Origin of the sequence: Bacillus sp. AFS029637 (assembly GCF_002584985.1) — a bacterium.
GTDB lineage: Bacteria > Bacillota > Bacilli > Bacillales > Bacillaceae_G > Bacillus_A.
Genome location: NZ_NUPZ01000035.1, coordinates 36914 through 61891 on the forward strand (window position 1 = coordinate 36914; position 24978 = coordinate 61891).

The following is a 24978-nucleotide window of genomic DNA, read 5'->3' on the forward strand; positions in this document are numbered from 1 at the left end:
TTGCTTTTTAATCACTTGAGATGTAAAGTGATAGTAACGAAAGTGATTGAGTCGTATGAAAAACATACACTCAGTTGCTTTCGATTAAAAAAACAAAGTAACTTATTCAGTAAAAACTAAGATGAATTTACAAAAACATAATGAGAATAAATTGAAAAGCTAAAAACCATATTACTTGTGGGAAATGTTATTTTTTTAGTTATCACTTGACTAGTAAAACGAAGCGGAGGAATAAACAATGTATGAAATTAAAGGGCACCATCACATTTCAATGGTTACGAAAAACGCAAATGAAAATAATCATTTTTATAAAAACGTGCTTGGTTTACGTCGTGTGAAAATGACGGTAAACCAAGATGATCCGTCAATGTATCACTTATTTTATGGAGATAAAACAGGAAGTCCGGGTACAGAATTATCATTTTTTGAAATACCTTTAGTAGGAAAAACATACCGTGGTACAAATGCGATTACTCGAATTGGATTACTCGTTCCTTCAGAGGAGAGCTTGCATTACTGGAAAGTACGATTTGAGGAATTCGGTGTGGAACATAGTGAAATGACAACATATGCAAATCGTCCTGCTTTGCAATTTGAGGATGCTGAAGGTCTTCGCTTAGTACTACTCGTTTCAAACGGAGAAAAGGTGGAGCACTGGGAAACGTGGGAGAAATCAGAAGTTCCTGCAAAGCATCAAATTCAAGGAATGGGTTCTGTGGAAATGACAGTTCGTAGACTTGATAAAATGGCGAGTACACTTACAGAGATGTTTGGTTATACAGAGGTTAGCCGCAGCGAAGAGGAAGCAATTTTTCAGTCCATTAAAGGAGAAGCTTTTGGAGAAATCGTTGTGAAATATTTAGATGGTCCTACTGAAAAGCCGGGCCGCGGTAGCATCCACCATTTAGCAATTCGTGTGAAAAATGATGCAGAGCTCGCTTATTGGGAAGAACAGGTGAAACTAAGAGGTTTCCATTCTTCAGGAATCATCGATCGTTTCTATTTTAAAAGCTTATATTTCCGTGAATCAAACGGAATTCTATTTGAAATTGCGACAGATGGACCAGGATTTACAATTGATGGAGATGTAGAACATTTAGGAGAAAAACTTGATTTACCGCCGTTCTTAGAAGATAAGCGAGCAGAAATTGAAGCGAATTTAGCGCCTATTGAAGAGAAGTAATAGAAGAAAAAATATAAATTTTAAAACCATTGGAGGAGAATATAATATGAACCAATTAAAAGGAATACACCACGTTACAGCAATTACAAGTAGTGCAGAAAAGAACTATGAATTTTTCACTTACGTGTTAGGAATGCGTTTAGTTAAAAAAACAGTAAACCAAGATGATATTCAAACGTACCATTTATTCTTTGCAGATGATAAAGGTAGTGCCGGAACAGATATGACATTCTTTGATTTCCCAGGTGTCCCAAAAGGAGTACACGGTACAAATGAAATTTCAAAAACTTCATTCCGTGTGCCAACTGATGCAGCATTAGAATATTGGGTGAAACGTTTTGACCGACTTGAAGTGGAACATACAGGAATTAAAGAACAATTTGGTAAGAAAACTCTATCTTTCGTTGATTTTGATGACCAACACTATCAATTAATCTCTGATGAATTAGATAAAGGGATCGAATCAGGTACACCGTGGCAAAACGGCCCAGTTCCATTAGAATACGCAATTACTGGCTTAGGACCTGTATTTATCCGTATCGCAAACTTTACTTTCTTCAAAGAAGTGTTAGAAAAAGTTCTATTATTTAAAGAGATTGCGCAAGAAGGAGAATTCTATTTATTTGAAGTGAACGAAGGTGGAAACGGTGCATCTGTCATCGTAGAACATAATACGGTTCTTCCTGAAGCACAACAAGGTTTTGGTACAGTGCACCATGCCGCATTCCGCGTAGAAGATCGCGCTGTATTAGAAGAATGGATTGAGAGAATAGGTAGCGTTGGACTTCCTTCATCTGGATATGTAAACCGCCACTTCTTCGAATCATTATACGCACGAGTTGCGCCGCAAATTTTATTTGAATTTGCAACAGATGGCCCAGGGTTTATGGGAGATGAGCCATACGAAACACTTGGAGAAAAATTATCTTTACCTCCATTCCTAGAGCCAAAACGTGAAGAAATTGAAAAATTAGTCCGTCCGATTGATACAGTGAGAAGTACGAAGGAATTTATTAAAGAGTAAAAATAGAGATAGTAAGTAGAAGGGCAAGTAGTTTTAGCGGAGTGCTGGAACTGCTTGCTTTTTTTATTTTCGTTTTATAAGTATTTTTAGGAAACCAAAATAGTATAAAAAATAAAAATAAAGAAATCACATTAAACCAGTGATACTCAGTCTAAAACATTTTTTAATCAAATAAATAACGTTATTTCTTGTCGGTTCGAAATAAAGATTGATCAAAAATACTCAACATTCCAGCATTTTACGATAAATAAAAAGAATCCATTTTGAAAAAAATTGATCAAAACGGATTCTTATATTGTGGTATTAAGATTGATTTTTATAAAAAAGATTAATCATTTGCTGTCTATGTTGTAAAACCATCGCGCCCTTTAATCGAATAAGCCACTAATTATTTTAGCTCTCGAAAATCTTCGATTGTAAAGTACACTACACTAACTCTTCTCCACGCGAAACGAGCTCTTGCGCAATTTCAATAGTCCGTGTTTCTGTGTAATCAACTTCAGTTGGACTCATCTCGAAGGGCTCGCCGGCGTTCGTGTAGCACCAACAGGATAATCATCCCCATTATTACACCTAAGACAATGCCGGCCTGTGTAGTCAACAACCATGCCAATGGGTACTCTGGGGAGGGTGGCGCATCGAGTCGAACTGAAGATAAGGTAGAATAGAGGTTGTTGGAGAACAACGCTCCCGATGAAATCCATGTCGCTGCCATAGGAGGTAGAAACCGCCTTGATCCACGGCGGGATGATATCACCAGTATGCCCCACGCACCAGCAAAGGACCACACACCTGTATTCAATGACAGCAGGTACCACCATACATCGCGTCCCCCCATAGTTGCCGGGTCGATGCCAAAAGAGCCACCAACTGCCCAAAACACCTTGATGACACCGAGCAGAATGCAACCGGCAGCGACAATCCTAGCCAAGATGATCTGTAGTTGTAAAGTATTGCCCGGCAACTCCTTGTAGTCGGTTGTGCCACTCAGCGCCTCTGGCCAAAGTGCCATTGCATACCCCGCTAATGCAAGCGGCAGGAAGATGCCAATCCCGAAAAGTGAGATCATGACGAAGATCTGCTCGTATACCCAGAAGTCGGCGGCACCTGCTTCTTGATCCCGGATCATAGCTGCAGGGCCCAGAACCGGTGCAATCAACAAAATGGGAACGAGCAAACCGGTACCAACCCAAATGGGTAGAGCAACCAACCACGCAGGTAGCCGCTCCCCCCATGGCCTGCAAAACGCCATTGCAAGAAGAATGCCAATCGCAGCGAGAACGGCAGTTACTGCGTTTATAATGCGCCAGTTGGCGTCACCCATTTGCTCGGTTGGAAGGAAGAAACCAAAAGTCCATACAATTTTGATCAGCAGGTAAGGTGTTACTGCTATTGCCGCACTATAACCGCAGATTCTACGCAACCTCATCAATCTTGAGGCCTTCCTCTCTGCACTAATTGTCATCTTCTCATCTCCTCTACAAGTTCTAACTCACTTTATTTCATAATTATATATTCACAACTGTCCTAATGCCTTTAAACCTTCCTTGTACAACTTTCAAGTACTTATATTTTCAAGACTCCTATTAGTGCCTTCCTTACATAACATAGTTACTCTAGATTATCGAATAAAATGCCATAACTTAATTTCGATTTCCCTTTGAATAATCGCTTCCTTAATTCCATTAGATGGCCCGATTGTTGAATGGAATGAACCGCATTTTTTAACAACTTTATTATTTTTTAAACGACTTTATTGTAAACTAAACAACTTTTTATCACTTAACAGCACAAAATATTGATTATTATTTAAACCTCCTTTTTGTGGTACACACTAGAACTTATAATCTGTTTAACAATATGAAAAATAAAGTAATATCGAGGGGAATTCATATGGAGAAGTGCTTCACAGTCAATAAGTCAGATTGAAGGGAAAATAAATTGGGGGATTTTTGCTTCACTTTCATTTGTTGGTTTAATAATGATAGGTGGTTATTGCATTTATAACACCTAAATTAAATACCTTTATTATCCGTTTTAATGTGATCAAAAAAGAATAGATTGATTTATTGGACCAGTCTGTTCAAAATTAGAAAGAATTTATCCATCAATTGTTTGGATGAGTGGCGTAAGTACAACTCTGTTAGGGGTATATACTTTACTTTCTTTTATTTTTGCAACAGAACCACTACCAAAATTATCTTTTACAGTTGAGGTTTTCCAAATAATGAGTTACATTTTTAAAGTTCAAGCAACTTTATGACGGTACAAAAAGGGGAGAAATATTGTTATTATGCAAAAAATGAAATGGAAGAACTATGTATGTTATTTTGTTATTCTTATGCTTCTTGTAACAGCAGTAACGGTTAAACCAGCTATCTCTAAAGCTGAGGAATCTGATGTTAATATTACATTGTTAGGTACTGCAGATATTCATGGTAGATTTATGCCTTGGGATTATGCGCTTGATGGAGCAAATATGAGTGGAAGTTTAACGCAGCTTTATACGGTTATAAAGAATGTACGTCAAGAAAATCCAAATACCATATTAGTAGATGCTGGGGATACAATTCAAGGAAACTCAGTAGAATTATTCAATGATAAGCCACAATCTCCAATGATGGTAGCGATGAACGCAATGGGATATGATGCTTGGGCATTTGGAAATCATGAATTTAACTTTGGATTAGATACATTGAAAAAAGTTAGTGGGCAATATAAGGGAAAGACGTTAGCAGGAAATATTTACAAGGAAAATGGAGAGCGTTTTCTTCCTGCATATACGATTGTTGAAAAAGGTGGAATTAAAGTTGGGATTATTGGTATGAATACACCAATGATTAGTGACTTTGAAAAAGGGACAAATCATTTGGATGGTTTAGTGGTGAAAAATCCAGTAGAAGAGACAAAAAAGGCAATTAAAGAATTAGAAGGTAAAGTAGATGTAATGGTAGGGGTTATGCATATGGGACTAGAAAATGAGAATGGAATCCCTGGTACTGGAGTTCAAGATATTGCGAATGCTTGTCCGGAACTAAGCGCTATTTTTGCAGCACATATGCATAAACTTGTTAAGAAAGAAGTTGTAAATGGTGTTATTATTACAGAACCAGATAAATATGGAACACATATCTCACGTATTGACCTTGCTTTTACAAAGCAAGATGGAAAGCTAGTTTTAAAAGATAAAACTGCTACCGCTATACCTGTAAAAAAAGCTGATGGAACAACGGTATTATCTGATCCTACACTTGAAGAAACACTAACACCTTTTCACGAGTATGCGAGAGGAGATGCAAATGTTGTAGTGGCTCAATTAAAGGGTAGAAATCTTGTTCCTGAAAATGAAATAAAGGGTATTCCAAGTGTGCAAATTCAAGAGACACCGTTATCAGATTTCTTTCATGAAGTTATGCTCTATTACAGCAAAGCAGATGTAGTAGCCCACCAAATTGATAACGATTATGCCCGTTTGGATGTAGGTCCTATTAAGAAGAAAGATATTGCGTACAATTACCAATATGCTTTGGGAGAAATTACAGTATATAAGATAACTGGGAAAGATTTAAAAGACTACATGGAATGGGCGGCAGGGTATTTTAACTCATCTCGTGCCGGAGATGTAACAGTTAGCTTTGATAAAACCCGCCGTGCGTCTAAATACAGTACGAACGATTTCTTTGGGGGCGTAAAATACGAAATTGATTTAACAAAACCATATGGAAGTAGAATTACAAATTTAAAATCTATTCGTACAAATAAACCAATCGAAATGAACGATGTTATGACGCTGGGAATGAACGCATATAGAATGGAGGCTCTTCAGGCAAAAGGAGGAGCTTTAGAGGGACGTAAGTTTGAACAAATTTGGTCATCTAAACAAGAGAATGCATTCGGAGAAACAGGTGGAACCATCCGTAACCTTGCTATTACATATTTAAAAGAGGTAAAGGATGGTGTATACACGCCAAAAATCATGCATAATTGGAAAATTACTGGTGTAGATACACATTCTGCAGAGCATAAGGCTGTAGTGGATCTTGTAAATAAAGGGATTTTAGAAATTCCAAAAACAGAAGATGGAAAATATACAAATATAGCATCTATAAATACTAAAGATTCAATTACAAAAGAAGAGATTATAGCACTCTCACAAAAAGCTAACATTAATCCGAATCAGTTTAATCGTGTAAAAACAAAAGGTGAATTTTACAAAAAACTTAATAAGGTTATTAAAAAATCATAAGAAAGATGGTTCCGGTGCAATAAATCTATCAAACTTGTATATACTATTATCCTAAAAAGGTTTGTGATGGATATGGAAATAAAGCATGTATTCTAGTAGAAGCATGATAAGCCTGAGATTATTTTGTTAACAGTGAGATGGTACAGCACAAATTATATGAAACGTATGGAAATATAGAGAATCAACGATAAGAAAATCCCCTGTATCTGTTTAATGATCCGGGGGATTTTTTATTTTTATTAAAAGAAGAAACACGAAGTTTTTTACTTCTGTGTTTCTTCAAATTTTCGCTAACGGATTGCTGGAGTTAAAACTGGCTACAAGTTTAGACATGAGTCTTGCAGCCTACGTCCGGACGATATAATTTTTGTGCATGAATGGCTTTGAACCTTGGTATCATTTGAAAGTCTAGTACATGACAAAAAGAAAAAGCCACTTTACTTTGTACTAGGTCTATCATATCGAATGAAATAATTGACTTACTTTTCATTTGTAACTATAATGGTTACAAAATAACCATCAGTAATGGGAATGAGTAATATTTTTTTAATATAATTGTAACTACTATAGTTACAATTAAAAAGAGAACATAAAATAACCAAAAAATGTAAAAACTTTAAATAGCAACAAGAGAAAGGAGACGGAAATTTGAAACGGTTTAAGTTTTATATGATTAGCGGTATTGCGCTCGTTTTGCTTGTAGTGTGTAACTTCGTTGATAAGCCGATTGCGAAGGTTGGAGAAGTGAAAGATACTGTTATGATGAAGCTACATACGAAAGAGAGTATGGCGCAAATTGATGGGCAGACGATTTATTTTAAGCAAATTGGTGAGGGGAAACCGCCTTTACTTATGCTGCACGGGTTTGGTGGTTCTTCTGATGGGTTTAGTGATATTTATCCAGAACTTGCGAGAGACCATACGATTATCGCTGTTGATATTTTAGGATTTGGGCGTTCATCTAAGCCGGTTGATTTTGAGTATTCGTTTCCTGCACAAGTGAATTTATATTATAAGTTAATGAAGAAGCTCGGATACGATCAGTTTGCGGTGCTCGGTCATTCAATGGGCGGAGAGATGTCCCTTAATTTAGCGTATTTATATCCGGACGCAGTCACTCATCTCATTTTAGCGGACGCTACAGGAATTGAATCTTTCCAGCAAAAAGAAAGTAATGCAGTGCCGCCGCTATCAACCGATCTTCAAACGGTAACAGAGATTACGGATTATAATAAAAATGAAGTGAAAAATAGTCGCGATGATAAAGAGCATTATGATCAACTTACGAAAATGAGAGAGCGCCGCATTGCGATGGAAGCGGATAAAATTAAGGTGCCGACTTTAATTATATGGGGACGACATGATAAGAGTGTTTCTTGGGAAAATGGTGAGTTGTACCACGAGCTATTTGCAAATAGTACGTTTCATATTATTGAAAAAGGATACCACGCGCCGTTTCGTCAGGAACCAATCGAGTTTATGGAATATGTACAAGCATTTTTTGCGAAGCACCCTCAATGAAAAATAGTAAGCATAAATCCACTTCTTTCCTCATAGAGTGAAACTAATAAGGCTTGTCTAAGGAAAGGGATGAAGTGATTTGGAAACTTTACCATGGTGGGTTTATCTTGTAATTGTTGGGATCGTATTAAGTGGCTACATGGTTTTATATACTTCAAAAAAAGAGCAAGATATGGATAATGAGTTTATCGAAAAAGAAGGCGAAGTATATATGAAACGTTTAGAAGAAGAGCGAGAGAAACGGAATCAGAGTGGTGATAAGGATTCGGTTTTATTATAATTAAGGGAGAGAAGTTATCTAAAAAGATTGTGAAATACAATCTTTTTAAGATAGCTTCTTTTATTAGTGAAAGTTTTTTGGGATATATTAGAGAAGATTAGTGTAAAGTTGATAGGATAAAGAGTGGGGAGTATGTTGAATTAGGTATAATCGCTACAATAACGAATAATTGGATTACTAGTAAAAATGGTTATAATAAAAAACGAATCGTGGACTCTTTTAAGTACCACGATTCGCGATAGTAATGCATGCATTACTTAGATTTTAATTTTTTGCGTTCTGCCTCAATTTCGGCACGTAAAGTAGCTTCTGGATAACGATCTATTTTCCCGTTTCCTTCTTGTACAAGATTATTTAATGTATCTTCTGTCTGTTCTTCAACAATCGCAATTACCCCTGTTTTACCTGGTTTAATCGATTTTAATGTGCTTTCAAAAACAGAGTATGCATGAGTAACTTCTTTTTTATCTTTAAAGATACCGATTGTGGATCCAATTAGTCCACCTAATAATACACCGAAAGGTCCACCGAGTATGCCAACAAACATACCGATTAAACCGCCTTTATTTGTTTTATCAGCACCAGTGATATCTAAAAAGTCTTCTACTGATAATTCACCATCTATTTTGCGTTTAATAACGGCGATTTGATCTACTTTTAATTGATGCTCAAGGTGAAGTTTTTTTATAACAGAGAATGTTTTGTATGATTGTATATCTTCCGTAAATGTAAGTACAACAGCTTGTTTTTCCATATTTAAAACCTGCCTTTCTCTAAAATCATCATAACATATGTATACGATTTGGGTCTACTTCTTCCAATAAATGTTTTGTATAGCAACGTTATTCTTTAGGGGAAAGCATAATGGGCATGATTATGACACCAAAAGATGCCTGCTGATATAGTATTAGATTTTACATAGACATATCTTTTACCGATTCTTTGTGTGCTTCTCCTTCTATATAAAAACGAAGGAATTTCCCCGCACTAGCTGTTCTTTCCACTCAAATTGTGTACTATAAAGAATAGACGGGAAGGGGACAGATAGAATGGAATTTCATGAGCAGAAAATTTTGCCGGCAGTGAGGCAAATTAAAGATTTGGAAAAGCTATTACATAGTTCGTATGAGTATATCGTTATTTTAGATATTCATGTCGGTCAATTAAAGAGTGTGGTGTCACTTGCGAAGCAGCATGGTAAAAAGGTGTTTTTACATGTTGATTTGATCCATGGATTACAAAGTGATGGGCATGCGACGGAGTTTTTATGCCAAGAATATAAACCATACGGGTTGTTATCGACAAAGGCGAGCGTAATTATGAAGGCGAAGCAAAAGGGTGTTGTCGCAATTCAGCGCATCTTTTTAATTGATTCGAGTGCGATGGAAAAGAGCTGTAATTTGCTAGAAAAAACGAAACCGAATTATATAGAGGTACTTCCTGGAGCGTTAACGGATGTGATTGCTGAAGTGAAAGAGCGTACTGGTGTGCCGATTTTAGCGGGTGGTTTCATTCGTACTGTGGAGGATGTGGAAAGAGCGTTACATGCTGGTGCGACGGCGATTACGACATCGAAGAAAGAACTATGGAAACATTACCAAAAAAAGTGACGGAAATGTGACAAAATTCTGTTGACACCGCTTTCACGAGAGGTTAACATTATAGACAAGTTAATAAACGTGACGGAGAAAAGAAGAGATCCACATTTTATTGTTTCTATATACTTTTATATAGAGGCATGTAAGCTGTGGATCTTTTTCTTTTGAAAAAAACGAATGGCCATTCATTTTACCTCTATCACTTTTGAAAGCGTTTAAATTGATTGTGGAGGGATACTATGTCAGCATTTTTAGGAGAGTTAATAGGGACTGCGTTGTTAATCTTACTTGGTGGCGGCGTTTGCGCTGGTGTAAGTTTAAAGAAGTCGTTTGCGAAAGATTCTGGTTGGATCGTTATTACGATGGGCTGGGGCTTAGCGGTAGCAGTAGCAGCGTATGCAGTTGGATCAATTAGTGGGGCACATTTGAATCCAGCTTTAACGATAGGACTTGCGTTTAAGGGAGCGTTCCCATGGAGTGACGTACCAATGTATATCGCAGCACAAATGATTGGGGCAATTATCGGGGCAGTTCTTGTATATTTACATTACTTACCACACTGGAAAGAAACAGAAGATCCAGGAACAAAGTTAGGTGTATTTGCGACAGGTCCAGCAATTCCGAACACATTTGCAAACCTTTTAAGTGAAATGATTGGAACATTCGTTTTAGTATTTGGTATATTAGCAATTGGAGCAAATAAATTTGCAGACGGATTAAATCCATTTATCGTAGGTTTCTTAATTGTAAGTATTGGTTTATCATTAGGTGGAACGACAGGATATGCAATTAACCCGGCTCGTGATTTAGGTCCGCGTATTGCACACTTCTTCCTTCCGATCGCAGGAAAAGGCGGTTCAAACTGGAAGTATGCATGGATTCCAGTAGTTGGTCCAATTTTAGGTGGATCACTTGCAGGTTTATTCCATCAAGTTGTATTTGAAGGAAAACAAAATTCAGCACTTATTTATGTGATTATTGCAACTGTGATTGTACTAGCAATCTCTTATATGACAAGTAAAAAAAGCGGAAGCACTACAAATAGTAGAAAAGTAGCATAAGGGGGAAACCGATATGAAAAAATATATTCTTTCATTAGACCAAGGAACAACAAGCTCACGCGCAATTCTTTTCAATAAAAAAGGTGAAATTGTACATTCAGCTCAAAAAGAGTTTACACAACATTTTCCAAAGCCGGGCTGGGTAGAACATAACGCGCAAGAAATTTGGGGATCTATTTTAGCAGTTATCGCAACTTGCTTAAGCGAAGCAGACGTAAAACCAGAACAAATCGCTGGTATCGGTATTACGAACCAACGTGAAACAGCGGTTGTATGGGATAAAGAGACTGGCAAACCAATTTATAACGCAATCGTATGGCAATCTCGTCAAACAGTTGAAATTTGTGAGGAGTTAAAAGAAAAAGGTTATAGCGAAATGGTTCGCGAAAAAACAGGTCTTTTAATTGACGCATACTTCTCTGGTACGAAAGTAAAATGGATTTTAGATAACGTTGAAGGTGCAAGAGAGAAAGCGGAAAACGGCGAGTTATTATTCGGAACGATTGATACGTGGCTTGTATGGAAACTATCTGGTGGTAAAGCGCACGTAACAGATTATTCAAATGCATCACGTACATTAATGTTTAACATTCACGACTTACAGTGGGATGATGAGCTTCTAGACATGTTAACAGTACCAAAGAGCATGCTTCCAGAAGTACGTCAATCATCTGAAATATATGGAGAAACAGTTGATTATCACTTCTTCGGTCAAAATGTACCGATTGCAGGTGTAGCTGGTGACCAACAAGCGGCATTATTCGGACAAGCTTGTTTCGGTGAAGGTATGGCGAAGAACACTTATGGAACTGGTTGTTTCATGTTAATGAACACAGGTGAAAAAGCAGTTGCTTCTGAGCACGGCCTATTAACAACAATTGCATGGGGTTTAGATGGTAAAGTGAATTACGCGCTAGAAGGAAGTATTTTCGTAGCAGGTTCTGCAATTCAGTGGTTACGCGACGGAATGCGCATGTTTAAAGATGCAAGTGAGAGTGAAGTGTACGCTAGTCGTGTTGAATCAACTGAGGGCGTATATGTTGTACCAGCATTCGTAGGTTTAGGTACACCATACTGGGATAGCGAAGTACGCGGCGCTATGTTTGGTGTAACACGCGGTACGACGAAAGAGCATTTCATTCGTGCAACGCTAGAATCTTTAGCTTACCAAACGAAAGATGTATTATGCGCAATGGAAGCTGATTCAGGTATTGAACTGAACACGTTACGCGTTGACGGGGGAGCAGTTAAGAATAACTTCTTAATGAAGTTCCAAAGTGATATTTTAGACGTTCCTGTAGAGCGTCCAGTGATCAACGAAACGACAGCTTTAGGGGCAGCATACTTAGCTGGTCTTGCGGTTGGATATTGGAAAAACCAAGATGAAATTAAAGCACAGTGGCATATGGACAAACGCTTTGAACCAACGATGGAAGCGGAAACAAGCGAAGAGCTATATGCTGGTTGGAAAAAGGCAATTGAAGCAACAAAGGCTTTCAAATAATTATAAACAGTGTTATAATGGTGACAAGTTAATAATTCGGTAGGAGATTTGGAGAGACCACAACACGCTATAGAGGCGAAATCTATAGCGGCGTTTGTGGTCTCTTTTTTCGTTATCAAAGGGAGGAATTACCATGAAATTTTCAAGTAAACAACGTAAAGACGTATTAAACGGAGGAAATAAACAAGAGTTAGATGTGATCGTAATTGGTGGAGGTATTACTGGTTCTGGTATTGCGTTAGATGGAGCAACACGCGGATTATCAACAATTGTGTTTGAAATGCAGGACTTTGCAGCAGGTACATCAAGTCGTTCAACGAAACTTGTACACGGTGGTCTACGTTATTTAAAACAACTTGAAGTGAAAATGGTAGCAGAGGTGGGGAAAGAGCGTGCAATCGTATATGAGAACGGTCCCCATGTAACAACACCAGAGTGGATGTTACTTCCGTTCCATACAGGCGGTACGTTCGGATCATTTAGTACATCAATTGGTCTTCGTGTATACGACTTCTTAGCAGGCGTAAAACGAAGCGAACGTAGAAAAATGTTTAACCGTGAAGAAACGCTGAAGAAAGAGCCTCTTGTAAAACAAGAAGGATTAAAAGGCGGCGGTTACTACGTAGAATATCGTACAGACGATGCTCGTCTTACAATTGAAGTAATGAAAGAAGCGATTGAGCATGGCGCAAAAGCTGTTAACTACGCAAAAGTAGACAGTTTCTTATATAAAGATGGAAAAGTATGTGGTGTACGTGTAATCGATTTACTAGACGGAGAAGTATACGAAGTTTACGGTAAGAAAATTGTAAACGCAGCTGGTCCTTGGGTAGATACACTTCGTGAAAAAGATAATTCGAAAAAAGGAAAAGTACTTCAGTTATCAAAAGGTGTTCACTTAGTAATTGACCAAAAACGTTTCCCATTAGGTCAAGCGATTTACTTCGATACACCAGATAAACGTATGGTATTCGCGATTCCGCGCGGCGGAAAAACATATGTAGGTACAACAGATACGTTCTATGATAAAGACGCAGCTGTACCACAAATGACGACAGAAGATCGCACATATATCATTAATGCGATTAACTACATGTTCCCAAGCGTGAAAATTACAGAAAAAGATGTGGAATCAAGCTGGGCGGGTGTACGTCCGTTAATTTACGAAGAAGGTAAGAGTGCATCTGAAATTTCTCGTAAAGATGAAATTTGGACTTCTGAATCTGGTTTAATTACAATCGCAGGTGGTAAATTAACAGGATACCGCAAAATGGCTGAAATGGTAGTAGACTACGTAACGGACTTACTACAAAAAGAAGGTCGTAGTGCATATCCGAAGAGCGACACGAAACATATGCCAATCTCTGGTGGACATGTAAGTGGTTCACACGGATTCCCAGCATTCGTTGCGAAAAAAGCAGGCGAAGGTACGAAATACGGTTTAACGACAGCACAAGCAGAAGAATTCGCGAAATTCTACGGCTCTAACGTTGACGTACTGTTCGACTTGGCGAAAAAACATAAAGACGAAGCGAAAGAATACAACATGCCGCTTGACGTTCTAATCCCACTTGTATACGCAATGGATTACGAAATGACAGCAAAACCAGTTGACTTCTTCGTACGCCGCAGAGGCGCTGTATTCTTCAACATCCACTGGGTATACGAGTGGAAAGAAGCAGTAATCAACTACATGGCTGCGAAACTAAGCTGGAGCAAAGAAGAGCAAATGAAATACACAGCAGAACTAGAAAAAGCATTAACAGACGCTGTCATTCCTGTCGATCAACAAGAGCAGGCGGCTGCGTTAGCGTAAAATAGAGAACCACCTGAAGGGGAGCCTTTAGGTGGTTTTTTATGGGCTATTCATCTGTTTATGAATTTATCCCGCTTTAATGGGCAGTAAGACCCCCACCTCAAAATTCAGCGAAAGCAAAGAATTTAGGTGGGGATCAACTGCCCATAAAAGTCCGATTGGTGAAGGCTAATAATCAGTGGGGGATGAAGAAAACCCCCACTGATTAAAGTTTCACTTTATTATATGATGTTTGAATCATAGCCATCTTTATAAGGCTGAGATTGAATTTGATGATTATATGTGGGAATGTATCAATCCTAATATGGGCGGATGAAAATTAAATAAAAGCATTAATTAAATTAAAAAAGCAGTTAGCTTTTGCTAGCTGCTTCACTCCCTGGAGAGTGTTCGTTATATCATTTAGATAAAGATACTAGCTATTAAAAATATAGCTCCTATCAAAATTAGAGAATCAAATAAAATCAAGAACTGGTTTTTTTGTGGCTTTCGAAAGGCCTTTATTAAGCTAAAAACTGCACTCATTCCGAAACAGACGTATAACAAAATCAGTATTGTTTCTGACACACGTAACACTCCTAATATATTGATAATTTAATTATACAACGAAAAACAGATGCATGTAAGTTTTTAACAAAATCCTTATGTAGACTGATTCTATAAATAGAATGTAATAAAAAAATCCCTATCCTTAATAAGGATAGGGAAATGGTATAACAGCTTTTAGGAAGCTTACATTTAATATACTAAAAGAGTAAAAAAATGTATTTGTATAAAATTTGGTAATTAGTGTTGGTGAAGTGAAAACGAAATCGTTATTTGAGAGAAAGGAAGAAGAATGTGATTAAGGCAAGTGTATGTGTTATTAAGCATCAATTGGAATTATTGGTTGATGAAAAAGAATGTAATTGCGGAAGAGCTGGTAAATGGCCCGCAATTTACAGATAATCTACTTAGTTTTACGTATGAGCGCTTTGAAACAAAAATGCTATTTTAGTAGGAAGAGGATAATATGAAGTTAAGAGTTAGACTATGATGTGGTGTATAAAACTTGAAATAAAGGTTTAACAAAACGGTATGGACAGTGCTAACCGTAATTTTTTATAAATTTATAAAACTTTTCCATAGAGTGCTTCGTCTAATATATGGGAAGGAGGAAATGATGTGGATGAATTAATGGTAGAAGCGTTTGAAATAGAAGATAAGGAACTTCTTATCGACGAAATAATGAACAAGTATGGACAAGAAGTGCTACAGCTTGTGTATTCATATGTGAATAATAAAGAGGTTGCTGAGGATTTAACGCAAGATATATTTGTGAAATGTTATAAATCTCTTCATACATATAAAGGAAAATCGAATGTGAAAACGTGGTTGTGGAGAATCGCGATTAATCATTGTAAGGATTATATAAAAAGTTGGTACAACAAGAAGGTAATCGTTACAGAAGATGAATTTACGTATATAGGGAGTCAAAAAGAAAGTGTTGAACAGACTGTTATTCAAAATGCTGAGGATAGTAGGCTGGCTTCTGCAGTAATGAATTTACCGATAAAATATCGAGAAGTCATTTATCTATTTTATTATGAAGAATTATCAATTAAAGAGATTGCTACTGTAATAGAAGTGAAGGAAAATACGATAAAAACGAGACTGAAAAAAGCTAAGGAGCTTTTGAAGAAAGGATTGGAGGAATAATCAAATGGAAGATCGATTAAAAGGCCTGCGAAAATCAATGGAGAATACAACTTTTAAACATTTGAGTTTTTCTGATCAGCACAAGAAGCAGGTGCGCGAAAAAATCAATCAATCGTTCGAAAAGGAAGAGGATATCCTTTTAGCAGTGTTGCAACTTCTTATGAATGAAAAAACAGGTTATGAATTGATGCAATTGTTGCGGGGGAGAGGGATTCAAAAATTCGAAGGCAATGAAGGGTCTCTATACACTGTATTACATCGTCTAGAACAAAATCGCTTTATCCAATCTAGCTGGGATCACGCAGGAGCTAAATATTATCAATTAAACGATAAAGGAAGAAAGATGCTAAGAAAGGCAGAAAAAAATGCTACGAAGGCACAATTTATATTAAAAGGCTTAGTACAGGAGTGAGGCGAAATTGAATAAAAAAGGGGAACGTTTTTTAAAAGAAGTTACGAATCATATTAAATCAAAAGAAGCGAAGAGCTTTGTGGCAACTGAACTAGACTTTCACTTGAAACAGGCGAAGAATATGTGGATGGATAAAGGGTTAAGTGAGGAAGTTGCGGAAGATAAGGCTGTTGAACAAATGGGAAGTCCGGTTAAACTTGGGCAAGAACTTAATAAACTACATAAGCCAAAGATTGATTGGTTCTTAATTGGTTTATTAGTGGCTGCGATGGGGTTAGGGTTTTTGCCGGTTATAGCCTTTGGATATATGAATGATTTACTAATGAATAAGGTGATATCTGTTGTTCTTAGTATTGCAACAGCATTAGGGATGATGCTGATTGATTATCGGAAGTTAGAGAGATTTGGATGGTTGTTTTATACAATTGGGGTACTTATTTTGTTAATGTTATACTGTTTTCCGAATGCTGGGATGCTTGGAGAACCGATAATAAAAGTTGGTCCTATTGCAATTGACCGTTTAATGGCAGTGCCGTTCTTTTTTCTAGCTTGGGCTTCTTTTTTCAATAACAATAGATTGAAAGTTAGGTATCTTGTAGTGTTGTATTTATTTTCTTTGTATTTATTCTTAATTGGCGCAGCTTTTTCAGTGATTTTTATTTATATCACGATGGTATTCGTTATGCTTTGGTGGAGTAAGTTAGGAAAGAAAACGGCGTTAATTATTACGGTTGTACCAATCTGTTTATTGATTATAGGGGCCTCTTTTTCCTGGCCCACAGTAAAAGGAGTTTATTTGGATAGATTTTTAGGGTATTTGAATCCAGAGCGTGATGCACAAGGCGCAGGATTTATGTATATACGTTTAAAAGAAGTAATGTCGTCAGCAGGTTGGTTTGGTACATATGGAGATGTAAAGTTCATCCCTAATCCAGATACTGATTTTGTATTTGCAAGTTTGACGTATTATTATGGATATGTGCTAGCACTGATTCTTGTCTTGATTCTTTCTCTTTTTGTAGTAAGGTTAGTGTTCATATCTTATAAAATAAATGATCGGTATGGTAAATTGCTGCTCGTTGGCGGGATGACCCTTTTTATAGTTCAATTCATTTATAACGTGGGCATGATATTAGGCTTATTGCCGATTGTTTCCATATCACTACCCTTTATTAGTTATGGCGTAACACCTACTTTATTTCATGCGCTTTTAATGGGGATTGTGTTAAGTGTGTATCGCCGCAAAGATATGTCGTTTAGAATGAGAAAAACACCTTGATACTTATTATAAGTTGTATATAAAATTCATTACTATGATCAAGTACAAACGTAAATAGTTAGTAGAAGAGGGCTATGATAAATAACCCTCTTCTATGTTTAAATAAGCGAACTCGCTTTCATAGAAGTACATAATTCAGAACGAGAGATTGTTTCAGCTAGTTGTTGTAAATAGGAGTATTCTTCCGCGTCTTTTTCGGAAGTGTTCGGATCTAATAAAGGTGAAGATAGAAGTACATCAATTGTAAGTATGTCTGCATCATGAGAAATGATGTTATAACCTGCAAATACAGGTCGTTTTAAGTCCTTTACTTTTTGAATCATCTGATGGAATTTCGTAATACTTATATTGATTGTAGATAATGGAAAGCATTTTTGGGCGGGATTCTCGATGGTTTTTCTAATTTTATAATCGTATACGTAATAGTATTTTTCTTGCTGCTCAAGTGCTTGCAACTCTTTCGTTAATAAATGGTATTTGTCTGTAAGCCCAGTTGTGAGTGCATCATGTTCTTCACCAACTAATAATGTGAAAGGTCTTGGTGATGAGATTGCAAGAGGGCGGACATTTAAATCGGTAAAAGTAGGATTAGACTGTAAGATGGTATGTAATTTTTCAGTAGGAAACACGCCGTCATAAATGGCGATAAAATAATGGTTCATTTTTTCACTCCTTAACTTTTTCTAAACTGATATATTCTATTTTTAAGGTGTAAATCCTGCATAAAAAAGAAACACCTTGATTTGTATCAAGGTGTTGTAATAAGCTCAAAACTCTTCGAATCAGCCCCAAGTACAAAAGGACTAACTTCGCCAACGCTATAAAGTTGCAATTCATGCATCGCACGCGTACAAGCAGTGTAGAACAATCTACGAACGCTCTCATCGCTGTACACATTTTTAGAAGCATCGTAAATAATAACAGCGTCAAATTCGATACCTTTTGCTAAATAAGCAGGGATCACGACAATGCCTTGTTCGTATTCAGCAGAGGTGCTCTTCACAAGTTTAATATCTTCAATGTTACGAAGTGCCTCGTAAGCAGCGGCACTTTCAGCTGCAGATTTACATATAATTGCGATCGTATTATGTTGTTGTTTTTGAAGTTCAGCAACTTTGGAAGTAATACGGTCGTGCAGTTCGCTGTAATTAGAAACTGTAGTTACTGTAGGTTTCTCACCGTCACGTTCAAATGCATTAATTTTCTTTCCTTCTGGTACGAGATTACGTGTAAATTCAATAATCGGTTTTGTTGAGCGATAGCTACGAGTTAAGTTAATACCGTTTGTTTCATCTGGCCCGTATAAATTCGTAAGTGTATTGAAATTAACTGTTTCACTCGCATGAGCAAATATCGCTTGGTTAAAGTCCCCAAGTACTGTCATTTTTGCAGCAGGGAAGAGACGTTTTAAAAACTCGAACTGAAACGGAGAGTAATCTTGCGCTTCGTCTACGAGTACGTGCTTAATGGATCTGTTCGTTTGGAAACCTTCAATTAATTCTTTTAAAAGTAAAAATGGAGTCGCGTCCTCGTAATATAGTTTTCCTTCATCGAGCATGTTCACTGTTAATGAGCAAATGTCGTCCCATTCTTTCGGCTTTTCGCCAGTAACCCATGATGAATCTGTGAAGAGTTGTTTATATATGCCTGTGAAATTGATGAAGCGTAGTGTTTGAACACCTTTACGAAGTGGCTTCAATTTTTTACGGACAATCATACGTCCAAGTACTTTCGTTTCTTGTTCATAATCATTAAAGGAGTTGTCGTCAAACTCACCTTTTTTCTGCAAGTATTTATAAGCTTTTTGATACTCATCTTTACTAAGTAGTTCAATTTCTTCTTCTACCCAAGGCTTTTTCAATTCTGTTTTTTCAAGTTCATCTATTTGTTTATTTAGCCAATCCGTTAACTTCTCAATTCGACTATGGAAGCGGAGGGAGGAATCAGTATTATAAAATTGCTCTGCGATTTCTTTAGCAGAGGCAATCAGTTTTCCTCTAAATTTCATTCCTCTAAATAGCATGCCAGACGATTCTAGAGATTGTCTGTACGTTCTAATCATCTCGAAAAATTGAGTAGATGCTTTAAAGCGAATGCTCGCATTTCTAGTTTTATAGGCAGGACTATTCGTTTCAGTTAGCATATATTCTAATTGCTCGTAAGGGTCTTCTACGTCAAATGAATTGCTTAGTCTATGATTTAAATATTCCTGGAATGTTACTTGTTGCATATTCTCTTCACCAAGTTCAGGTAGTACGTTAGAAACGTAGCTGTTGAACATAGAGTTAGGGGAGAAGAGAATAATTTGATCGGCTTTTAACCATTCGCGATATTTATATAGTAAATAGGCGATTCGCTGCAGGGCAGCTGACGTTTTACCACTACCAGCAGCTCCTTGAACGATAAGTAGTCGTCCTTCGTCGTGCCTTATAATTTCATTTTGTTCGCGCTGAATCGTCGCAACGATACTTTGCATATGTTTGTTCGTACCTTTTCCGAGCGCTTGTTGCAAGATTTCATCACCAATTGTAAGGCTCGTATCGAACATAGAATCAATTACGCCGTCTTGAATAATGTATTGTAGCTTTTTCTCCACATTGCCGTGGATTACGCCTCCTGGTGTACTGTACTCAGCCGGTCCTGGTGGATAATCATAGTAGACACTTGAAATTGGCGCGCGCCAATCGTATATGAGAAAATTTTCTCCGCTTGCGTCGGTAAGGGTAGCCACGCCGATATAAATTTGCTCTGCGGCTTGTTCGCCTTCTTCTGTAAAATCAATGCGTCCGAAGTAAGGTGCTTTCTGCATACGTTTTAGTGCAGCAAGTCGATTGAAAGTGTGCTTATGTGTAATTTGTGTTACAGCGAGTGATTGGGCTTGTTGTCTTAAGTTGATAACTGTTTCAAGATAATCATCAAAAGTATCAGTATTAACTTTTACGTCATCCCAAAAGTGCTTACGAATGTTGATTACTTCTGCTCGGCGTCTGCCAGTTTCGTTTTCTAGCTTATCAATTTGTTGCGCAATCGTTTCGATTACGGTATCCAATCGTTTTTGCTCTAAATCAAGTTTTTTGTTCATACGCTAAGCACTCCTTTAAAAGTGAAAAATAGAGGTTGACTGAAAATGAATTTTGTTGTACAATTAAGATACGGATAAATACATTCTTTTATTTTTGAAGAATGCGTTTCTGTACTAATTTAACATAGTTTTTGAATTTAATCAATGATAATGAGATAAACCTTGGTTCCGTGTGTGATGGAATCAAGGTTTTTTGTTGTAGATTATAGTCTGTTAGTTGAAAAAGAGCAGATAATAAAAAATCAGTTTTGTGGTGGAATATATTCACCTGTTGTTACATGAAAACCAGCTGCTTGCATTTTTGTCTGTTCTTTATTCCAACCTATTACTAGCATTAGGGGGATGTTCATCTCAGTGTCTTTTTTGAGCATGAAATTATAACCTTTTGCCCAATCTTTACCGGGATAGATAGCGCATGATTTTAATGCTTTTTTTAGTAACTGGGGAGAATCGTAGTTAATGTCTTCTAATCTGATGAACTCTTCTTTAGGATAAGGCGAAGTACCTTCCCTGGTTACATCCTGTGCTTGAACAATTTTCCCCTCATAGATAGTAATTAAAAACATTTTATTCGTATCTGGCACTCCAAAATCAATATTCCAGTATTTTCTTTTACCGTTACTTCCGATTGCCTTCCCAGGCTTATCTTTGTCAATATTAACTGCCTGTAAAAATTGAGCGTTTTTATTCCATTTAAGTGCAGAAGTAGATGCTAACTCAATAGCCTGTTTTAATGATAATTCTTTGTGCTCAAAGATTGTTAATGTATCTGCACCTAACTTTATTGAACGGGCATACGTTTTTTCGGAAGTTCCGATAGAAATTATCAAAAGTAAGACGATAAAGATTATTTTTTTCATTTCCGTACACCTTTTTAGTATATATTTTTGCCAAATTGTTTGAAATTATCCTACGCGTTAACTCAGTAGGGCGTATGCTATGAAGTGGGCCTTACGATCTAAAGAGGGGAGAGTCTTGCTACCTAAAATAACTTGATTAACGCAAAATAAAAAAGCTTGGGGCTACCCAAGCTTTTTTCACTTCATTATTTCTTTTCTTCTTTTTTATCGTCAGTTTTTTTCTCTTCGAAAAGATCTTTGAAATCTTTATCTTCAACTTTTACGTCAGCTTTTTTGATTTCTTTCATCATAAGATCGTTCATGAATTCGCCATCTTGCATTTTCTTTTGAACTAAATCTTTTTTGATGTCAGCTTTAGATTGATCGAATGATTTTTCTGGTTCTTTAATGTCTGTTACTTTAATGATGTGGTAACCGAATTGTGATTTTACAGGTTCGCTTACTTCATCTTTTTTCAGTTTGTAAGCAGCATCTTCGAATTCTTTAACCATTTTACCAGGTCCGAAGAATCCTAAGTCTCCACCTTTTTCTTTTGAACCAGTATCTTCAGAGTATTGTTTCGCTAACTCTTCGAAAGATTTACCTTGTCCAAGTTCTTCTTTAACCTTTTTCGCAGTTGCTTCATCTTTTACAAGAATGTGGCTTGCTTTAATTTCAGGCTTGTAGTTGTCTTTTAGTTCTTTATCAGTGATTGTTTTTTCAACTGCTTTTTCTTGAGCTAATTGAGCACGCACACCATCTTTTATAGTTTCTTCTTTAATACCTTGTTGTTTTAATAGTGTATCGAATTGATCACCGTATTGTTTTTTCATTTCATCGAACTTTTTGTCTACATCTTTGTCTTCAACTTTGTAGTTGTTAATAAGTACTTTTTCCATAACCATGTTATTTAGTACTTGTTTACCAGCTTGAGTTTTCATTTGATCGTAGAATTCTTCTTTTGTAATGTCACCAGCTTTAGAGGTAACGATTTTTTCTGATGATGTTCCACATGCTGATAAGGCAATCACACTTGTAGCGGCTAATGCAAGCATAGCTTTCTTCATTCGATAAACACTCCTACTATTATGTATTTTTAATTTATCCTACACCAATGAACTCAAGTTCATAAGAGCCCGATTAAGTCTCACTGATACTTTTGCTTTTTATACACTGGTAAAGCGCGCTTAACAGGGCTTACCGAGGCTGAGGATAAAGTTTTGATGGATGTTTTGTTCTATAGTATAAGCAATATGTACAGAATTTAATATATCATATTTCGACGTCTTTTCCTATTGATAAAGAAAAATTAACCATATCGTGTCAGATTTTGAAAGTGTTCCATAGTGGGCATATGCCGCATATACAGAAAAGAGGAGGGGATGGGGATGAATTCTCAACTTATTTTATTACTTGTACTGTTTATTTTATTGGTTATAGTAGGTATAATTTGCTTATAGAGGAAAAAAATGAGGAAGGGGCTTTCCTTCCTCACTTTCCATGAAATATAATTTCTATATAACTAGAAATTAATAAAATTGTTATACATACATTAATAACCCGAAAGACACCGGGTTGGCGGCTCGCAGTTATTTGTTTTCGTTCACACAGTGTATGTGTCATGAAATTCGTGTAAAATATAACAAGAAGTGCGAATGCGACAAAAACAACTGTTATAAGTGTCATGAGGCGAGACCTCCTTTTGGCTAAAATACATATATATATTGTATCACACGATATTTTGTTCGTGTTACAAAATTCAGAAATAGAAGACTTTGTGTTAGAAAGTGAGGGAGAAAATGGACGTTGTTAGAAGATTAGAACAAGCTGAATACTACGTAGACCTACTATTTAAAATGATTGATGAAGAAAAGTGTCCATTTTATTCTTTGATCATAAAGAAAAAAGCTCGTAAAAAAGATATTGAACGTATACTGCAACTTTGTGAAATGTTGAACGAACAATACGTAGTGGAGAAAGCAGAAGGGCTTTTATTGTTCGATGCGCTGTTAGATCAATTTGAAAAAGCGCTTCCACATCAGCTCGAAGTATACGAAACTGCGGAAGCGCTAGCAAAACAAGGTTTATTTAAACCACTTATGAATGAATTTTTAAGCATGATTGCGAAAAAATAAATAGATTACTTCTTAACTAACTTCTGGTCGGATTCCATAAAGTTCTCATCAATATCTTCTAATGATTTCTCAAAAATATCGATAAATTCTTGTCCGTAAATATTACGCAGGATGGCAATCAGTTCGATGTTTTCTGGGAACTTCCCATAAAAATTACGAAGTGCAAGAGCTCCATTAAACACGGAATTATTTTCGGGCTTATACTCCTCCATTAAACAAAGTAGTAATTCTTCCCCTTTGTCTGTAATTTCAATGTACGTATTTCGTTTATCATCTTCTTTTTTCGAGAATACAAGATAGCCGCGTTCTTCCAGCTTTTTCGAGAAGTTAAACGCCGTTGATACGTGCATAACTCCAAACTTAGCAATCTCAGAAATAGAAGCCCCTTTTAAATGATAAGCGATTGATAAAATGTGATGCTCATTAATGTTTAAATCGTAAGGTTTAATCCACTGTTGCCAATCTTTCTCTACGCATTTCCATAACGCTTTCGATAATTGAGCAATGCGTTGGCTGAAAATCATCGCTTCTTTTACCGAGTAATCTTTTTCTCCACTTTTCATATACTCACCCACTTTAACATTCTTTTTCATTACTATCTATTATGCCAGTAAAATAAAAATTAATAAAGTCTTTTTGTGAGAATTGTGAAAATTTTTTGGAAAAACGACATTCTATACAAATCATGCATAACTAGGGAAGCGGTTTATGAGTCGTGAATACATGTGTTGTCCATACATGTTAAGGGATAACATATATTGTAAATGCATAAAAACACGGCATATCTATGTGATATGCCGTGTTAAGGTCAATTTATCTAAAAAATATTTGTTATATGCAAAAAACTAAGCAGGAATCTGTTTACGCTTTTTCTGGAACAGCTTCTTGCAGTTTCTCAATTGACTTTTGGATATCTAAAATTTCTTTTTCGATATGGCGCTTGTTTTGAGAAATATCTTGTTTCCAGTTAGAAAGCGTGTCTTGCATATCGTCTTTTAATTCTTGAAACACTTCTTTACCTTCTGAAGCAGTTTCAACGATTTGACGCTTTAATAACTTTGTATCAGCTGTAATATCAGCTAAAGTCTTTTTAATATCAGTTCCTTTTTCTTTCAGTTTGCCGCGCATGTCTTTACCAGAAGAAGGAGTTGAGAAAAGAACGGCTAGTCCAGCAACTGCTCCGCCACAAATAACACCTGTAATAAAGGATTTAGCTTTTGACATAAAAGGAGACCTCCTTATTTTTTGTTCATATTCATGATGTGAAAAAGTATGCATATCTTTCTTATATGTGCTAGGC

The 24978-nt window shown here is 36.6% G+C and carries 23 protein-coding genes; 13 read left to right on the top strand and 10 right to left on the bottom strand.

Features of this window, described 5'->3' with window-relative positions; all coding sequences use genetic code 11:
* Positions 1–238: 238 nt before the first annotated feature.
* Positions 239–1183: a ring-cleaving dioxygenase gene (locus COE49_RS18585; RefSeq protein WP_088232665.1), complete on the top strand. Its 945-nt coding sequence runs from the start codon at positions 239–241 to the stop codon at positions 1181–1183.
* A gap of 46 nt (positions 1184–1229) precedes the next feature.
* The gene (locus COE49_RS18590; protein WP_098357199.1) at positions 1230–2207 is read left to right on the top strand and encodes a ring-cleaving dioxygenase; all 978 of its coding nucleotides are present in this window, start codon (positions 1230–1232) and stop codon (positions 2205–2207) included.
* A gap of 499 nt (positions 2208–2706) precedes the next feature.
* On the opposite strand, the gene COE49_RS18595 is transcribed toward COE49_RS18590, so the two are convergent.
* Positions 2707–3672, bottom strand: coding sequence for a hypothetical protein (locus COE49_RS18595; RefSeq protein WP_088232663.1), 966 nt, complete (start codon positions 3670–3672; stop codon positions 2707–2709).
* A gap of 828 nt (positions 3673–4500) precedes the next feature.
* Here COE49_RS18595 and COE49_RS18600 point away from each other — a divergent pair.
* Positions 4501–6453, top strand: coding sequence for a bifunctional metallophosphatase/5'-nucleotidase (locus tag COE49_RS18600; protein WP_088232662.1), 1953 nt, complete (start codon positions 4501–4503; stop codon positions 6451–6453).
* Between the two features lie 325 nt (positions 6454–6778).
* On the opposite strand, the gene COE49_RS28360 is transcribed toward COE49_RS18600, so the two are convergent.
* Positions 6779–6943, bottom strand: coding sequence for a Tn3 family transposase (locus COE49_RS28360; RefSeq protein ID WP_140417494.1), 165 nt, complete (start codon positions 6941–6943; stop codon positions 6779–6781).
* Positions 6944–7101: 158 nt separating this feature from the next.
* Here COE49_RS28360 and COE49_RS18605 point away from each other — a divergent pair, with 158 nt between their 5' ends.
* Complete coding sequence (locus COE49_RS18605) at positions 7102–7974, top strand: alpha/beta fold hydrolase (protein ID WP_140417493.1); 873 nt, start codon at positions 7102–7104, stop codon at positions 7972–7974.
* A 79-nt stretch (positions 7975–8053) separates the two neighbouring features.
* The gene (locus COE49_RS18610) at positions 8054–8254 is read left to right on the top strand and encodes a sporulation YhaL family protein (RefSeq protein WP_088232660.1); all 201 of its coding nucleotides are present in this window, start codon (positions 8054–8056) and stop codon (positions 8252–8254) included.
* A 253-nt stretch (positions 8255–8507) separates the two neighbouring features.
* Here the strand turns inward: COE49_RS18610 and COE49_RS18615 are convergent, their stop codons facing one another.
* Entirely contained in the window at positions 8508–9008 is a 501-nt protein-coding gene (locus COE49_RS18615; RefSeq protein ID WP_088232659.1) for a co-chaperone DjlA, read from the bottom strand.
* A 295-nt stretch (positions 9009–9303) separates the two neighbouring features.
* Between COE49_RS18615 and glpP the strand changes: the two genes are divergently transcribed.
* From glpP to COE49_RS18655, 7 genes are all read left to right on the top strand, one after another.
* The gene (gene glpP / locus COE49_RS18620) at positions 9304–9864 is read left to right on the top strand and encodes a glycerol uptake operon antiterminator GlpP (RefSeq protein WP_088232658.1); all 561 of its coding nucleotides are present in this window, start codon (positions 9304–9306) and stop codon (positions 9862–9864) included.
* A 227-nt stretch (positions 9865–10091) separates the two neighbouring features.
* Complete coding sequence (gene glpF, locus COE49_RS18625; RefSeq protein WP_088232657.1) at positions 10092–10913, top strand: glycerol uptake facilitator protein GlpF; 822 nt, start codon at positions 10092–10094, stop codon at positions 10911–10913.
* A 13-nt stretch (positions 10914–10926) separates the two neighbouring features.
* Positions 10927–12417: a glycerol kinase GlpK gene (gene glpK, locus COE49_RS18630; RefSeq protein WP_088232656.1), complete on the top strand. Its 1491-nt coding sequence runs from the start codon at positions 10927–10929 to the stop codon at positions 12415–12417.
* A 133-nt stretch (positions 12418–12550) separates the two neighbouring features.
* Complete coding sequence (gene glpD / locus COE49_RS18635; protein ID WP_098945996.1) at positions 12551–14233, top strand: aerobic glycerol-3-phosphate dehydrogenase; 1683 nt, start codon at positions 12551–12553, stop codon at positions 14231–14233.
* A gap of 1164 nt (positions 14234–15397) precedes the next feature.
* Positions 15398–15931: a sigma-70 family RNA polymerase sigma factor gene (locus tag COE49_RS18645; protein ID WP_098357198.1), complete on the top strand. Its 534-nt coding sequence runs from the start codon at positions 15398–15400 to the stop codon at positions 15929–15931.
* Positions 15932–15935: 4 nt separating this feature from the next.
* Positions 15936–16343 (top strand): PadR family transcriptional regulator, encoded by a 408-nt coding sequence (locus COE49_RS18650; RefSeq protein ID WP_088232652.1) that lies wholly within the window; start codon positions 15936–15938, stop codon positions 16341–16343.
* Positions 16344–16350: 7 nt separating this feature from the next.
* Positions 16351–17622: an FtsW/RodA/SpoVE family cell cycle protein gene (locus COE49_RS18655; RefSeq protein WP_088232651.1), complete on the top strand. Its 1272-nt coding sequence runs from the start codon at positions 16351–16353 to the stop codon at positions 17620–17622.
* A 98-nt stretch (positions 17623–17720) separates the two neighbouring features.
* Here COE49_RS18655 and COE49_RS18660 read toward each other — a convergent pair whose 3' ends face one another.
* The 5 genes from COE49_RS18660 to COE49_RS18685 form a co-directional block, all read right to left on the bottom strand.
* Positions 17721–18284 carry a hypothetical protein gene (locus tag COE49_RS18660; RefSeq protein WP_088232650.1) on the bottom strand — a complete coding sequence of 188 codons (564 nt, stop codon included), beginning with the start codon at positions 18282–18284 and terminating at the stop codon, positions 17721–17723.
* An 86-nt stretch (positions 18285–18370) separates the two neighbouring features.
* The gene (helD, locus tag COE49_RS18665) at positions 18371–20704 is read right to left on the bottom strand and encodes an RNA polymerase recycling motor HelD (protein ID WP_098252915.1); all 2334 of its coding nucleotides are present in this window, start codon (positions 20702–20704) and stop codon (positions 18371–18373) included.
* Between the two features lie 242 nt (positions 20705–20946).
* Complete coding sequence (locus tag COE49_RS18670) at positions 20947–21564, bottom strand: hypothetical protein (RefSeq protein ID WP_098841387.1); 618 nt, start codon at positions 21562–21564, stop codon at positions 20947–20949.
* Between the two features lie 185 nt (positions 21565–21749).
* Entirely contained in the window at positions 21750–22610 is an 861-nt protein-coding gene (gene prsA, locus COE49_RS18675) for a peptidylprolyl isomerase PrsA (RefSeq protein WP_088232648.1), read from the bottom strand.
* 424 nt (positions 22611–23034) lie between these two features.
* The gene (locus tag COE49_RS18685; RefSeq protein WP_048656387.1) at positions 23035–23229 is read right to left on the bottom strand and encodes a hypothetical protein; all 195 of its coding nucleotides are present in this window, start codon (positions 23227–23229) and stop codon (positions 23035–23037) included.
* A gap of 113 nt (positions 23230–23342) precedes the next feature.
* On the opposite strand from COE49_RS18685, the gene COE49_RS18690 reads away from it, so the two are divergent.
* Positions 23343–23678 carry a DUF1878 family protein gene (locus COE49_RS18690; RefSeq protein ID WP_088232647.1) on the top strand — a complete coding sequence of 112 codons (336 nt, stop codon included), beginning with the start codon at positions 23343–23345 and terminating at the stop codon, positions 23676–23678.
* Between the two features lie 5 nt (positions 23679–23683).
* Here COE49_RS18690 and COE49_RS18695 read toward each other — a convergent pair whose 3' ends face one another.
* A complete protein-coding gene (locus tag COE49_RS18695) occupies positions 23684–24241 on the bottom strand; it encodes an HTH-type transcriptional regulator Hpr (protein ID WP_088232646.1) in 558 nt (185 codons plus the stop codon).
* A gap of 298 nt (positions 24242–24539) precedes the next feature.
* On the bottom strand, positions 24540–24902 hold the full coding sequence (locus COE49_RS18700; RefSeq protein WP_071711168.1) for a YtxH domain-containing protein: 363 nt from the start codon (positions 24900–24902) through the stop codon (positions 24540–24542).
* Positions 24903–24978 lie beyond the last annotated feature (76 nt).